Below are 13,915 nucleotides of genomic sequence, written 5' to 3'. Positions count from 1 at the left end.
TCAGCTATCATTATCTGAATATCTGGCTTGGTTGTTTGTTGTTTAATTCTTTAAAAAGAATTTTTATAATTAACCTACTGTTTAATTTTCAAAGTTCTTTGTGCTTATCTTGAGCACATGTATAATAATATCATTATAATTTTTATAAGTCAACACTTTTTTATAAATTTTATTTATCCATTAAAAATAAATTATACCTTTCGATTAAATCAATTAACATATCTGCATATATTAACTCTCCATTTTGATTCTTTTTAGTACTATACCCTGCATTTTCTAATGATTGTGCTTGTGCCTTGTAATCATTACCTTCAAATAAACCATGCTGTTTGTATCTTTTATTTTCTTTTAAAAATTTAGCATGATCTTTTATAGATTCTTCTATAGAATCATACTTTCTAAATTTAGCTTTGACTGTATCGCTGTAATTTTCTGTAGTGTTAACTTCAATGCTCTTTCCATTCCAACTCTCATCTGACTTTATACCAAATAAATTATTACTATTTTTCGTTAATTCTGATTGCCCCCAACCTGACTCTAGTATAGCTTGCCCCACTGTTATGGATGGTAATATTCCATACTTTTTATAGCTTTTTTTAGCTTCACTTTCAATCGTTTTTATAAATTCAAATTTTTCTTTGTCTACTGATATATCTTCTCTAGTTATAGTTCCTTCTTCATACTTATTGATATCTATACATATGTAAATACTAGAAATTATACAAGTTATTATAATTATTTTTTTTAATTTTTTAACTAATTTTTTTTTGGTTCTAGGCTTAAGCCTTAATTTTCTTTTAATGAAATTTCTTTTTATTTTCCCCATATACTCCTCCACTTTTATAATTAATATTATATAACATTAATTATATTCTTTATTTAAAATAATCAAGTATTTTTTACAAAAATAAAAACTCACTTTAAATAAGTGAGTTTTTATTTTATCTATTTTGATTTTAACTGTATCCATGCTTCATCATACAATCTTATCTTGTTTCCTAAATCTCTAAAAGTTTCTGTTTTTTTCATTACATCCTTAGAAGGATATGCTACTTGATTTTTTGTAACTTCTGGGTCTAATAATTCTAACGCGCCTATATTAGGAGTAGAATATCCAATATATTCAGCATTTATTTTTGCAATCTCTGGATCTAATAAGAAATTTATAAACATTTCAGCTTCTTTTTTATTTTCAGCTGTTTTTGGTATTGCCATAGCATCAACCCACTTATTAGTTCCTTCTTTAGGAATTGCATATGCTAAATTAGGATTTTGTTCCATCAATGTAACTGCATCTCCTGAATATATTATACCCATAGCAGCTTCTTCTCCTAAAAGTCTATCTTTACCTTCATCATTTACATATGCTAATACTAAATCTTTTTGTTTCATTAGCTCTTTCATAGCTTCTTTTATCTCTTTAGGATTAGTTGTATTCATGCTGTATCCAAGTTTTTTTAGTGCTATTCCCAGTGTATCTCTTACTGAGTCAAGCATCATTATATTACCTTTATATTTTGGGTTCCACAATATATCCCAACTATCAACTTTTTCATGTACCAGCTTTTTATTGTATAAAATTCCGAATGTTCCCCACATATAAGGCACACTATATGCACTATCTTTATCATATACAGGACTCATAAAACTTTTATCTATATATTTTATATTAGGTATATTTTTAAAATCTATTTTTTGAAGTAGACCTTCTTTTTTCATTTTTTCTACCATATAATCTGATGGAAATATTAAATCATAGTTTGTACTTCCACTTTTAACTTTTTGATACATCATCTCATTTGTGTCATAAGTTTCATATTGTACTTTTATACCTGTTCTTTTTTCAAATATAGGTATAAGACTTTCATCTATATAATCTCCGACATTATATACATTTAAAACTTTTTTAGAATCCGTAGCTCCACATCCAGTAAGCATAGACGTTACTAAAGCTCCTATAGTAATTAGTACTGATATTTTTTTTAATTTCATATTATTTATCACCCCTTACTATAGACTGTTTTTTATTTGATATTAATAATAATATTAATACCACAGTAAACATTATTGTAGATAATGCATTTATTTCTGGTTTTATACCTCTTCTTGCCATTCAATATATCTCTATTGAAAGATTACTAACTCCATTTCCTGTATTAAAGAAACTTATTATAAAGTCATCTATTGACATAGTAAATGCAATCAAAAAACCTGATACTATACCTGGTTTTATTTGAGGTAGTACAACTTTTCTTAGTGCATACATCGGTGTTGCTCCTAAATCCATTGCTGCTTCTTCAATATTTTGAGGAAGTTGTTTTATCTTAGGAAGTACTGATAGTATTACATAAGGTATACTAAACATTATATGAGATAATAACATAGTCATAAACCCAAATTCTAAGTTTAAAAATACAAATAAACTCATTAATGCTACAGCTGTAACTATATCTGGATTTAATACGGGTAAATAATTTATATTTAAAATTAATTTTCTTCCTTTACCTCTCATTTTGTGTATTCCAATTGCACTTATAGTTCCTACTATAGTAGCTATTATAGAAGATATTATAGCTACTACTATTGTGTAATATAGTGCATTCATTATACTATCATTATGGATAAGTTGTTTATACCATTTAAATGTAAATCCACCCCAGTGGGCCATAGATTTAGAATCATTAAATGAAAATACTGCTAACGCCATTATTGGAGCATATAAGAATAAAAATACTAGCGTTAGATATATATTAGATGCTAACTTCTTTAAAATAATAACCCACCGCCTTCCTTATCACTGTCATCTTCAAATCTAGACATAATAGCCATAGAAATTAAAATTATTATCATCATAAATATAGATATAGCCGATCCAAAGTTCCAGTCTCCAACTACTGTAAATTGTTGTTCTATTAAATCACCTAGTAACATAAATTTACCACCACCTAGTAATCTAGATATTGCAAATGTAGTTACTGCTGGCATAAATACCATAGTTATACCTGATACAACTCCAGGTATACTTAATGGAAATATAACTTTAGTAAACACTTGAAAGCTATTTGCTCCTAAATCTTTAGCTGCATTTATTAAGTCATTATCCATCTTTGATAGTGATGTATATATAGGTAGTACCATAAATGGTAAAAAGTTATAAACCATTCCAAGTAATATTGCAAAATTTGTATAAAGTAATGTTACAGGCTCTATTCCAAATAATCCTAAGAAAGAATTTAGTATTCCATTTTTACCTAAAATAGCAACCCATGCATAAGTTCTTAAAAGGAAGTTCATCCACATTGGAAGTATAAATAATAATATTAACGTGTTTCTTTTGCTTATATGAGCTTTAGATATTATATACGCAACAGGATAACCTACTAATAAACATATTATAGTAGATGCTCCAGCTAAAATTATTGAACGTAAAAATACCTTTAAATAAATAGGGTTCATTAACCTTTGATAGTTATTTAAAGAAAATACAAGTTTATTTCCACCTTCTGTAGTAAAACTAAAAGCCACCATAAGTATTAAAGGTATTACTATGAATAATGCACTCCATATTATATATGGATAAGCAAGAAAAGATTTATTTTTCTTCATATCTATTCACTCACTTTTCTCATTATATGAATATCTTCTGGATATATATCTAATCCTAGCTCACTTCCAACTTGAGCACTTTGCGTATTGTGTAATATCCACTTTCTTCCGTTTTCATTAACTTCAATTTCATAATGAACACCTTTAAATAATACAGATGTAACTTTTCCTTTTAACATTCCTTTTTCTGGTTCTACCATTTTTATATCTTCTGGTCTTATAACAACTTCAATATTTTCGTTCTTTTCAAAATCTTTATCTACACATTTAAATTTCTTTGAACAAAATTCAACTAAATAATCATCTAACATAACTCCATCAAATATATTACTTTCTCCTATAAACCTTGCTACAAATGCATTCTCAGGCTCATTGTAAATATCTTGTGGAGTACCCATTTGCTGTATCTTACCTTTGTTCATTACTATTATCTTATCAGACATAGTAAGGGCTTCTTCTTGGTCATGAGTTACAAATATAAATGTTATTCCTAGTTTCTTTTGTATTTTTTTAAGCTCAATTTGCATTTCTTTTCTTAATTTTAAATCTAGAGCTCCTAATGGCTCATCTAATAATAAAACTTTTGGTTCATTTACTAAAGCTCTTGCTATTGCCACCCTTTGTTGTTGTCCTCCACTTAAAGATTCTACTTGTCTGTTTTCAAATCCCTCAAGCGCAACTAGTTTTAGCATTTCTTTTACCTTTTTATCTATTTCATCTTTAGGCATTTTTTTTATTTTAAGACCAAAGGCAATATTTTCATATATATTCATATGAGGGAATAATGCATACTTTTGGAATACTGTATTTATTTGTCTTTCATAAGGCGGTATATCTGTAATATCATGTTCTTCAAATAACACCTTACCTTCATCGGCATATTCAAATCCTGCTATTATTTTAAGTGTTGTAGTTTTTCCACACCCACTTGGTCCTAATAATGTTAAAAATTCATTCTTTTTTATATCCAAACTTAAATTATCTAAAACTTGATTATCTCCATATCTTTTAGATAAGTTTCTTAGCTCTATTATATTTTCTAACAAATATATCACCTCTTTCAATTAAAATGATGGTGGTGTACTCACCCAAATAACTCTAGCTTCCGTTTTTCCAGCATTTGATATATAGTGATTAGCTCTAGGTTTAAAATAAAAACTCTCACCTTTTCTAACCTTATTCTTTTTATCTCCTATATGTAAATATATAGAACCTGCTAGTACGTATCCAAACTCTTCACCTTCATGAGGCTTTTCTTCTTTATATTGTCCTCCTGGCGATAAAGTTATTATTATTGGTTCCATCTCATTTTTTTGAGAGTTTGGAACCAACCACTTGAAAGTATATTTCAAATCTTCATCTTCTGTTTCAAACATATCTTCTTTAGTGAAACAAATTTTTTCATTGTCCATTTCATTAAAAAACTCTTTAAGGTTAGTCCCCAAAATTTCTAATATATCTATAAGTGTAGCAATGGATGGTGATGTTAAATTATTTTCTAATTGAGATATAAATCCTTTAGAAAGTTCACATCTGTTTGCTAATTCTTCTTGAGTTAGCTGTTTTTCAATTCTTAATCTCTTTATTTTTTCACCTATATCCATGGTCCACCTCCTAATTTCACTCATTTTTACTAAACCTTTTGTTTAAAATTTCTAAACAACAAATCATATTATATAAAATCCATATATATATTTCAATACTTTTTTTGAATTTTTTCACTTCTTTTTATAACTTTAAAAGCCTAAGATTTCAAACCTTTCATAGATTTTTTATTTTTTTGATGTTTATATTAATATTTATAAAGTTTAGTATCTCTAATTTTTAAATTTTATTTAGTTTTTTAATTTACAAAATAATAAAAACCTACTATATAGCAGGTTTTTATTATTTAAAATTATATTAACTTATAATCTTCTTTATTTAATTTTGTAGCAGCAGCTTCATCTATTATTAAAATTACATCATTATGGAATTTTAAAATAGATGATGGAACTTGAGGAGTAACATCTCCATATACAGTATTATAAACAGCTTCTGCTTTACCTTCTCCTGATGCTAATAACATTATTTTTTTAGATGCAAATATTGACCCTATTCCCATTGTCACAGCTTTTTTAGGAACATCATCAATAGAATCAAAAAATCTTGAATTAGCTTCTATTGTAGACTCTTTTAAATCAACTAAATGTGTATTTTTAATAAATGCATCATTTGGTTCATTAAATCCTATATGTGCATTATTTCCTATTCCTAATACCTGTATATCAACTCCACCAATTTTTCTTATGGCTTCATCATAATTAGCACATTCAATTTCAACATCTTTATTCATACCATTTGGTATGTTTATATTCTCTTTTTTTATATTTATATGATTAAATAAATTTTTGTGCATGAAATAATAGTAACTTTGAATATTATCTTTTGGTAATTGATAGTATTCATCTAAGTTAAATGTTTTTACTTCACTAAAATCTATTTCCCCTTTATTGTACATATCAACTAAGTTTTTATACATTCCTATAGGAGTACTACCTGTAGCTAACCCTAATATAGAATCTGATTTTAATATAACTTGACTTGAAATTATTTGAGCAGCTTTTTTACTCATTTCATCATAATTTTTACAAACTAATATTCTCATATTCACCCTCCACTTTTTATGCATATTTTACTTAAATATTATTTCCCCACTTGAAATAGTCATATGACAGTTTAAATTTTCATCAAATATAGATATATCCGCATCTTTACCTATATCTAAACTTCCCTTCCTATCATCTATTCTTAAAGATCTTGCTGGGTTAAGTGAAGCTAAATGCACAGCTTCATTTATTTTTAAGTTAGTATTTTCATAGAAATTTCTAACCATATTATTTAAACTTGAAACACTTCCTGCTAATGATCCGCTTTCTAGCCTTGCAGCTCCATCTTTTACTATAACCGCTTGACCTCCTAAGCTATAAGTTCCATCTTCTAATCCACCGGCTTCCATAGAATCAGTTATTAATATAACTTTATCTTTACTTTTACTATCTAATATAAATTGGAATAAATCTTTTGTTATGTGTATAGTATCACATATAAATTCACAGTAAGCATCTGTAGTAAGTGCAGCTCCTACAACACCTGGATCTCTATGATTTAAACCGGTCATTCCATTAAATGTATGTGTTATGTTTGTAGCCCCTAATCTTATTGCATCTCTTGCTTCTACAAATGTTGCAGCACTATGTCCTATAGATAAAACAATATTTGTATTTTTCTTTATATCTTTAGTAAACTTAAAATCTTTATCTTCTTCTGGAGCATATGTTATAACTTTTATTACATCTTCATATTTTTTTACAAATTCATAACTAGGATTTGCAATATAACTTTCATTTTGAGCACCCTTGTAAATTTTATTTATAAAAGGTCCCTCTAAATGAGCCCCTAATATCTTTGCTCCATTTACTTTTCTATTCATTCCTCTTTTTATTGAATCAAGTGCTTTAACTATAGATTCTTCATCCATAGTCATAGTCGTAGGTAAATATGAAGTAACTCCATGTCTAGCAACTGACTTAGATATAGTATCTATAGCTTCATCTGTACCTTCCATAGTATCTTTTCCCATATTCCCATGTATGTGTATATCTATTAATCCTGGTGATACTAACTTTTGATTTACATCTATAATCTCACAATTTTTTGGTACCTCGTCAGTTATATCTAATATTTTCTCATCAAATACTAACACCTTATTTTCTAATATCTCATTTCTTAAAAGTATTCTCCCATTAATTATAGCTTTCATTTTTATCCCCCTATGCATTTAATGATATTTCATATTGGTACTTATCACTTCTAAATATAGATATCGTATATTCAATAGGTATATCCTCCTCTATATAAGAAGTTCTTTTTAATTTAAGAGCTAAAGTTCCTTTAATTTGCTTTAAAAGGTTTGCCTCTTGCTTATTAAGCATTATTGGTTCTATTATTTGTTCAGCTCTTTTCATCTTATAACTATAATTCTCACTAAGTATTGAATATAGTGAATTATTAGTTTCTAAATCTTTTTTCAAATTTTCACACATGCTCTTTGGTATATAACTTATTTCTAAACCAAATGGGTCATTTTCTATATACCTTAGCCTTCCAATCTTATATATCATCTCATTTTCATTTTTTATTTTTAATTCTTTTCTTATGTACTCATCTTGCTTAGCTTCTTCAAAGAATAATATATCTGTTTTTATATGAATTCCTTTTTCCTTCATTACTTCTGTAAATCCTCGTACACTGGAAAACCTATTCCTTTGTTTTATAACAGATACGAAAGTTCCCTTGCCTTGTACTCTATATAAAAAACCTTCATTAACTAAATTTACTATAGCCTTATTTACTGTCATTCTACTTACATTTTGAATAGTGCATAACTCTCGTTCCGGCATTATAGAATCTCCAGGCTTAAGTTCTCCTGAATCAATCATATCTCTTATTATATTCATAAGTTGTATATGAAATGGAGTTTGACTGTTTTTATCTACTAATTTCATATAGTTCACCACTCTTTTGTTTATGGTATATACCAATTTTGGTATATACCAATTATACTATTATTTAAATATTGCTTCAATATTTTATATTACTTTATTATAAAAATTTATATATATTACAATTTATTTATAAGATACCCATAAATATGGTATTATAATAGAATATATATTTTGTAATATTAAATAAAGAGGTGAATTACATTGATAAAAATAGGTGATTTCAATAAATTAACTATAGCTAGAAAAGCTGATTTCGGATTTTTTTTGGATGCTAAAACAGGAAATACTAAAGATGATATTTTCATGCATAGAAAATTTACTAATTACGAAGTTTTAATACCTGGAGATGAAGTTAATGCATTTGTATACAGAGATTCAAAAGACAAATTAGCTGCTACTTTAAATCCTCCTTTAGGTAAGGTAAATGAAATAGGTTATTTTGAAGTTGTAGATGCAACTAAAATAGGTTACTTTATAAATATAGGATTAGAAAAAGATATCTTAGTTCCTTTTAGTGCTAAGCACTATGAAATAAAAAAAGGTGGTAAATATTTATTCTACTTATACTTAGATAAGTCTGAAAGAATTGCTGCTACTACTAAAATAGAAGATCATTTATCTACAGATTCCAACTATAAAGTTGGAGATGCAGTTACAGGTGTTGTTTATGGTTTCCAAACTAATGACAGTGCTATGGTTTGCGTAGATAATAAGTTTGATGGAGTTATACTTCACAATGAATACTTTACAAAACTTAATATAGGAGATAAATTAAACTTAAAAGTAATTAAAGTTTATGAGGATGGAAAATTAGGCCTTACTCCAAGACAAGAAAGATCTCAAGAATTAAATGAATTAGAAGAAAAAATCATAAATCATTTAAACAATGCATCTAGAGGTTTCATGCCTTATAATGATAAATCAGATCCATCTGATATAGCATCTGTATTTAACTGTAGTAAGAAAAACTTCAAGCGTACATTAGGTATACTTATGAAAAAAGGACTAATTACTCAAGATGAGGAAGGAACTCGTTTAGTTTAATATAAAAAGAGTATGGATACCCATACTCTTTTATATTTTAATTTAAATAAATTATTTTTAATTAGATTTTGTTAATTCTCCTGTGAAAATATTTATTTGATGTTTACCCATACTTTGTTCATGAACATGATTATCTTCTTCTAAAGATTCGTCTTCATGCTCATCTAGTCTTACACGCACATCTACTACATATTCATCTCCAACTTGCTTTATATCTTCTTTAGTATTGACTACTCGATTTCCATACTGCGATTTTAAAACTTTTAGCGCTGTTTCTTTTGATATAGGCTCTATATTTTTAGTATATTTTGTATCTTCATGTTTTTTTATTTCATGCTCTTTATTCTTATTTATATAAAATATTATTAAAGCTAAAACAATAAAAATTAATAATATAATCAAATATTTTTTCTTCATAGTCTTCTCCATAATTATTTAAAATTATTTTTCTAATCCTAAATAAACTTAATATTAGAATTATAGTAAGATATTTAAAGTATACCATATTTGATTATAATATAAAAAGAGTTCTAGTTAGCTTATAGTTTTATATTCTAGCTACTCCAGTTTTTATTGCAGCTTCTTTTACAGCTTCAGCTACATTTTTAGCTACATCTTTATTAAATGATTTAGGCAAAATATTTTCTGCGTTCAAGTCTTCCTTTTTTATAGAATTTGCTATAGCTTTAGCTGCTGCTATTTTCATTTCTTCATTTATTTCACTTGCTCTAACATCTAATGCCCCTCTAAATATTCCAGGAAAAGCTAATACATTGTTTACTTGGTTTGGAAAATCACTTCTACCTGTACCTACTATATAAGCTCCTGCTTCTTTAGCTAAATCTGGCATTATCTCTGGAGTAGGATTAGCCATAGCTAATATTATAGATTTTTCATTCATTGATGCAACCATTTCTTTTGTAACGCAATTAGGTCCCGAAACCCCTATAAATACATCTTTATTTTTTATAACATCTAACAATAATCCTTTTTCATTATGTATATTAGTTACATTTAATATATCTCTTTGAGCCCAGTTTAAATCTTGCATATTTTCTTCTAGCGCTCCATTTAACCCGCATAAAACAATATTTTTAACTCCCATACTAAGTAACATTTTAGTTATAGCCAATCCTGCTGCTCCTGGTCCATTTATGACTATTTCAAGGTCTTCTATTTTTTTATTTATTAGTTTTAATGAATTTATTATAGCTGCTGCTAACACTATAGCTGTACCATGTTGGTCATCATGAAATACTGGAATATTTAATTCTTTTTTTAACTTTTCTTCTATTTCAAAACATCTTGGAGCACTTATATCTTCTAAGTTTACACCTCCAAATACTGGTTCCATTAATTTTACAGTATGTACTATTTCATCAACATTCTTAGTATTTAAACATATAGGAAATGCATCAACTCCAGCAAACTCTTTAAATAATATAGCTTTACCTTCCATTACAGGTATAGATGCACTAGCACCTATATCCCCCAATCCAAGTACTGCTGTTCCATCACTTACTACAGCTACCATATTACCCTTAGAAGTATATTTATATGCTAAACTTTCATCTTTAGATATTTCAACACAAGGTGCTGCAACCCCTGGAGTGTATGCTATTGATAAATCATCTTTATTTTCCACTTTTAATTTACTACAAACAGTAATCTTTCCTTTGTTCTTCTCATGTACTTCTAGTGCTAATTCTGAATAATTTTTACTCATTATAATGCCCTCTTTCATATATTGATTTTAAATTATTTATTTAATTCATAAATATTGTTACCATTACAATCTATAGCAACTATTAATAATAAATCTTTTACTTCTAGCTTTCTAATAGCCTCAGCCCCTAAATCTTCATATGCTATTATTTCTGACTTTTTTATAGAGTTTGATATATAAGCTCCTGCACCACCTATAGCTGCTAAGTATACACATTTATTTTTCTTCATTGATTCTATAACAGATTGATTCCTTTTACCTTTACCTATCATTAATTTTAATCCCCTATCTAGTAAAGGGGTTGTTAAATCATCCATTCTATAACTTGTTGTAGGTCCTGCTGATCCAATAACTTGCCCTTCTTTATTAGGAGTTGGGCCAACATAATATATAGCTTGTCCTCTTAAATCAAATGGCAACTTTTTTTCTCCATTTATACAATTTATTAATCTTTGATGAGCAGCATCTCTAGCTGTATAAATTACACCACTTAAACTAATCATATCTCCACATTTAAGTGATTTTATAGTTTCATCCCCTATTGGAACCGTTATCCTTTTCATTATTTTTCCCCTTAAATTATGACTTTTTTATGTCTTGATGCATGACAATTTATGTTAACAACTACAGGTAGCCCTGCTATATGTGTAGGAAATGTTTCTATGTTTACCGCAAGTGCTGTTGTGTTTCCTCCCAATCCTTGAGGTCCTATCCCCAATTTATTTACTTCCTCTAAAATTTCTAATTCTAAGTTCCTAATATCTTCATCTTCATTGTGTAATCCTATATCTCTTAGTAAAGATTTTTTAGCTATCTGAGCACATTTTTCAACTGTACCACCAATTCCAACTCCAACTACTATAGGAGGACATGGATTTGGTCCTGCTTGCTTTACCGTTTCAATTATAAAGTTTTTTATACCATTTACACCATCTGAAGGCTTTAACATTTTTAAGCTACTCATATTTTCGCTTCCAAAACCTTTTGGTGAAAACTCTATAATTATATTATCTCCTTTAACTATGTCATAGTGTATTATAGCTGGAGTATTATCTTTTGTATTATTTCTACTTATAGGAGTGACTACAGATTTTCTTAAATACCCTTCATTATACCCTTGTCTTACACCCTCATTTATAGCTTCAGTTAAATTTTGACCTTCAATATGTACATCTTGACCTATTTGTACAAAAAACACTGCCATACCTGTATCTTGACATATCGGCATTTGTTTTTCTTCTGCAACTTCACAATTTTTAATTAATATGTTCAAAATATTTTTCCCCAAATCATTATTTTCTTTTGACTCATATTCTTTTATAGACTTTTTTACATCTTCACCTAAGTATATATTCGCTTTTATACAAAGATCTTTTACTATTTCAGTGATTTTTGATGATTTAATAATTCTCACGAACTTAACCCCTACTTTCCCACTTTATATTCGACTATATATAAACTTTATCATTTTTTATTTATTTTAACAATAAAAAAGCACATACTGTCCGTAAGTATATGCTTTCTTGGGGATATATGAGTTTTTATGGTTGTAAGAGATATTTTAAGTTTTGGGGGAGATTAATTACCTCTTATATTATAAGTATGGACAACTTTTGGGTTTATATACATCCTATCATAATTTTTTTATTTTATTTTCTAGATACATGCTTATTATCTTTTATGTAATATCTCCATAAATAATCTTTTGCTTCTTCAGCATAATCAATATTTACACGTTTACTTTCAATTATTTCAAATTGATTATTTTCATTGTCTAAATTAACATTATCTATTATATAAAGTTTATTTCCTAATATACTTTCAAAATTTAAATTTTTATCAATTTTAAGAGCTTTACATAGCTTTCCTGGCCCATTACAAATATTCTTTTTTTGATATGAACTTAAATCCTTATAATCTTTTGAATATCTATTTTGAGATATTTCATCAATTTCACTTATAGGTTCAATAGCTCTAATCAATACACATTCAGGTATTCCCTCTATATTAGCTGAAATATTTAAGCAATGATACATTCCATATATCAAATAAACATAAATATGTCCACCATCTTGATATAGTGGCTCTGTCCTTTCAGTTCTTCTATCTCCAAAGACATGAGCTGCTTTATCTTCAATTCCCATGTATGCCTCTGTTTCAACTATTTTAGTAATAATTTTTTTATCATCATACTCTCTCACAAGATATTTACCCAACAAGTTTCTAGCTACAGTTATAGCATCTTGCCTAAAAAATTCTATATTCATACTATCCCAACTTTCCTTAGTTTATATAAAGTTTATATTATATCTTCAAAACTACAATTTATAACACTTTGTAAATCTATAGGGTTTATCTCTATTTGATATCCTATTTTGCCAGCGCTTACTATTATAGTATCTAAATTTTTTGCAGTTTTATTTATAAAAGTTTTATATAATTTTTTCATTCCAACAGGTGAACATCCACCTCTAATATATCCTGTTAATTTGTTAATATCACTTACATGTATCATTTCAATCTTCTTTTCACCTGATACTTTAGCTGCTTTTTTTAAATCTAAATTTTCATGTACAGGAATTACATAAACATAAATATTCTTACTAGTTCCATGTGTAACTAAAGTTTTATAAACTTCATTTACATCTCGTCCTATTTTATTTGCCACTGATACTCCATCTACATTATCATCTGATACATCATATGAAAGCATATTATATTTAACTTTCTTGGAATCTAAAATTCTCATAGCATTAGTTTTTACTTTTGCCATATTTATCACTCTCCTTATAATAAACCATATAATTTATTATATACTTATTTTCTCTTTATTCTCTATTAAATTTGATATAAACTAAAAGCCTACTAAAATAATTTATTACTTTAGTAGACTTTTAGTTTATATTCCTAATTTATCAATATATAACTTAACAAAATTAATATTTTTATATCTCTCCATTAATTTAATTATTTTTTATATAAGATTTATAAT

15 protein-coding genes and 1 pseudogene are annotated in these 13,915 nt (G+C 27.3%); 1 reads left to right on the top strand and 15 read right to left on the bottom strand.

Annotation, left to right across the window (positions count from 1 at the left end):
- Positions 1–169: 169 nt before the first annotated feature.
- The 9 genes and pseudogenes from ABFX13_RS14120 to ABFX13_RS14080 all read right to left on the bottom strand — a co-directional run bounded on the left by ABFX13_RS14120 (position 170) and on the right by ABFX13_RS14080 (position 8,153).
- Entirely contained in the window at positions 170–826 is a 657-nt protein-coding gene (locus ABFX13_RS14120) for a glycoside hydrolase family 73 protein (protein WP_346047096.1), read from the bottom strand.
- Positions 827–945: 119 nt separating this feature from the next.
- The gene (locus tag ABFX13_RS14115) at positions 946–1,992 is read right to left on the bottom strand and encodes an ABC transporter substrate-binding protein (RefSeq protein WP_147548065.1); all 1,047 of its coding nucleotides are present in this window, start codon (positions 1,990–1,992) and stop codon (positions 946–948) included.
- 1 nt (position 1,993) lies between these two features.
- Positions 1,994–2,668, bottom strand: a pseudogene (locus ABFX13_RS14110) (ABC transporter permease).
- 98 nt (positions 2,669–2,766) lie between these two features.
- A complete protein-coding gene (locus ABFX13_RS14105) occupies positions 2,767–3,606 on the bottom strand; it encodes an ABC transporter permease (RefSeq protein WP_147548067.1) in 840 nt (279 codons plus the stop codon).
- 2 nt (positions 3,607–3,608) lie between these two features.
- On the bottom strand, positions 3,609–4,652 hold the full coding sequence (gene potA / locus ABFX13_RS14100) for a spermidine/putrescine ABC transporter ATP-binding protein (protein ID WP_346047092.1): 1,044 nt from the start codon (positions 4,650–4,652) through the stop codon (positions 3,609–3,611).
- 18 nt (positions 4,653–4,670) lie between these two features.
- Positions 4,671–5,210: a helix-turn-helix domain-containing protein gene (locus tag ABFX13_RS14095; RefSeq protein ID WP_147548069.1), complete on the bottom strand. Its 540-nt coding sequence runs from the start codon at positions 5,208–5,210 to the stop codon at positions 4,671–4,673.
- A gap of 293 nt (positions 5,211–5,503) precedes the next feature.
- Positions 5,504–6,253, bottom strand: coding sequence for a glucosamine-6-phosphate deaminase (nagB, locus tag ABFX13_RS14090; protein WP_346047090.1), 750 nt, complete (start codon positions 6,251–6,253; stop codon positions 5,504–5,506).
- Positions 6,254–6,280: 27 nt separating this feature from the next.
- Positions 6,281–7,408, bottom strand: coding sequence for an N-acetylglucosamine-6-phosphate deacetylase (gene nagA, locus ABFX13_RS14085; RefSeq protein WP_346047087.1), 1,128 nt, complete (start codon positions 7,406–7,408; stop codon positions 6,281–6,283).
- Between the two features lie 10 nt (positions 7,409–7,418).
- Positions 7,419–8,153, bottom strand: a complete 735-nt coding sequence (locus ABFX13_RS14080) for a GntR family transcriptional regulator (RefSeq protein ID WP_346047085.1) — start codon at positions 8,151–8,153, stop codon at positions 7,419–7,421.
- Positions 8,154–8,354: 201 nt separating this feature from the next.
- Between ABFX13_RS14080 and ABFX13_RS14075 the strand changes: the two genes are divergently transcribed.
- Entirely contained in the window at positions 8,355–9,197 is an 843-nt protein-coding gene (locus tag ABFX13_RS14075) for a CvfB family protein (protein WP_147548073.1), read from the top strand.
- A 57-nt stretch (positions 9,198–9,254) separates the two neighbouring features.
- On the opposite strand, the gene ABFX13_RS14070 is transcribed toward ABFX13_RS14075, so the two are convergent.
- The 6 genes from ABFX13_RS14070 to ybaK all read right to left on the bottom strand — a co-directional run bounded on the left by ABFX13_RS14070 (position 9,255) and on the right by ybaK (position 13,696).
- The gene (locus tag ABFX13_RS14070; RefSeq protein ID WP_346047083.1) at positions 9,255–9,614 is read right to left on the bottom strand and encodes a hypothetical protein; all 360 of its coding nucleotides are present in this window, start codon (positions 9,612–9,614) and stop codon (positions 9,255–9,257) included.
- A 130-nt stretch (positions 9,615–9,744) separates the two neighbouring features.
- Entirely contained in the window at positions 9,745–10,923 is a 1,179-nt protein-coding gene (locus ABFX13_RS14065; RefSeq protein WP_346047081.1) for an NAD(P)-dependent malic enzyme, read from the bottom strand.
- A gap of 32 nt (positions 10,924–10,955) precedes the next feature.
- Positions 10,956–11,486, bottom strand: a complete 531-nt coding sequence (locus tag ABFX13_RS14060) for a Fe-S-containing hydro-lyase (RefSeq protein WP_346047079.1) — start codon at positions 11,484–11,486, stop codon at positions 10,956–10,958.
- 11 nt (positions 11,487–11,497) lie between these two features.
- Positions 11,498–12,337, bottom strand: a complete 840-nt coding sequence (locus tag ABFX13_RS14055) for a fumarate hydratase (protein WP_346047076.1) — start codon at positions 12,335–12,337, stop codon at positions 11,498–11,500.
- 235 nt (positions 12,338–12,572) lie between these two features.
- Complete coding sequence (locus ABFX13_RS14050; RefSeq protein ID WP_346047074.1) at positions 12,573–13,190, bottom strand: DNA-3-methyladenine glycosylase; 618 nt, start codon at positions 13,188–13,190, stop codon at positions 12,573–12,575.
- A 32-nt stretch (positions 13,191–13,222) separates the two neighbouring features.
- On the bottom strand, positions 13,223–13,696 hold the full coding sequence (ybaK, locus tag ABFX13_RS14045; RefSeq protein ID WP_346047072.1) for a Cys-tRNA(Pro) deacylase: 474 nt from the start codon (positions 13,694–13,696) through the stop codon (positions 13,223–13,225).
- Between the last annotated feature and the right edge of the window lie 219 nt (positions 13,697–13,915).

It is taken from the genome of Paraclostridium tenue (assembly GCF_039521565.1).
Taxonomy (GTDB): Bacteria; Bacillota; Clostridia; order Peptostreptococcales; family Peptostreptococcaceae; genus Paraclostridium; species Paraclostridium tenue.
This window is presented reverse-complemented; position numbering and strand designations above follow the sequence as displayed.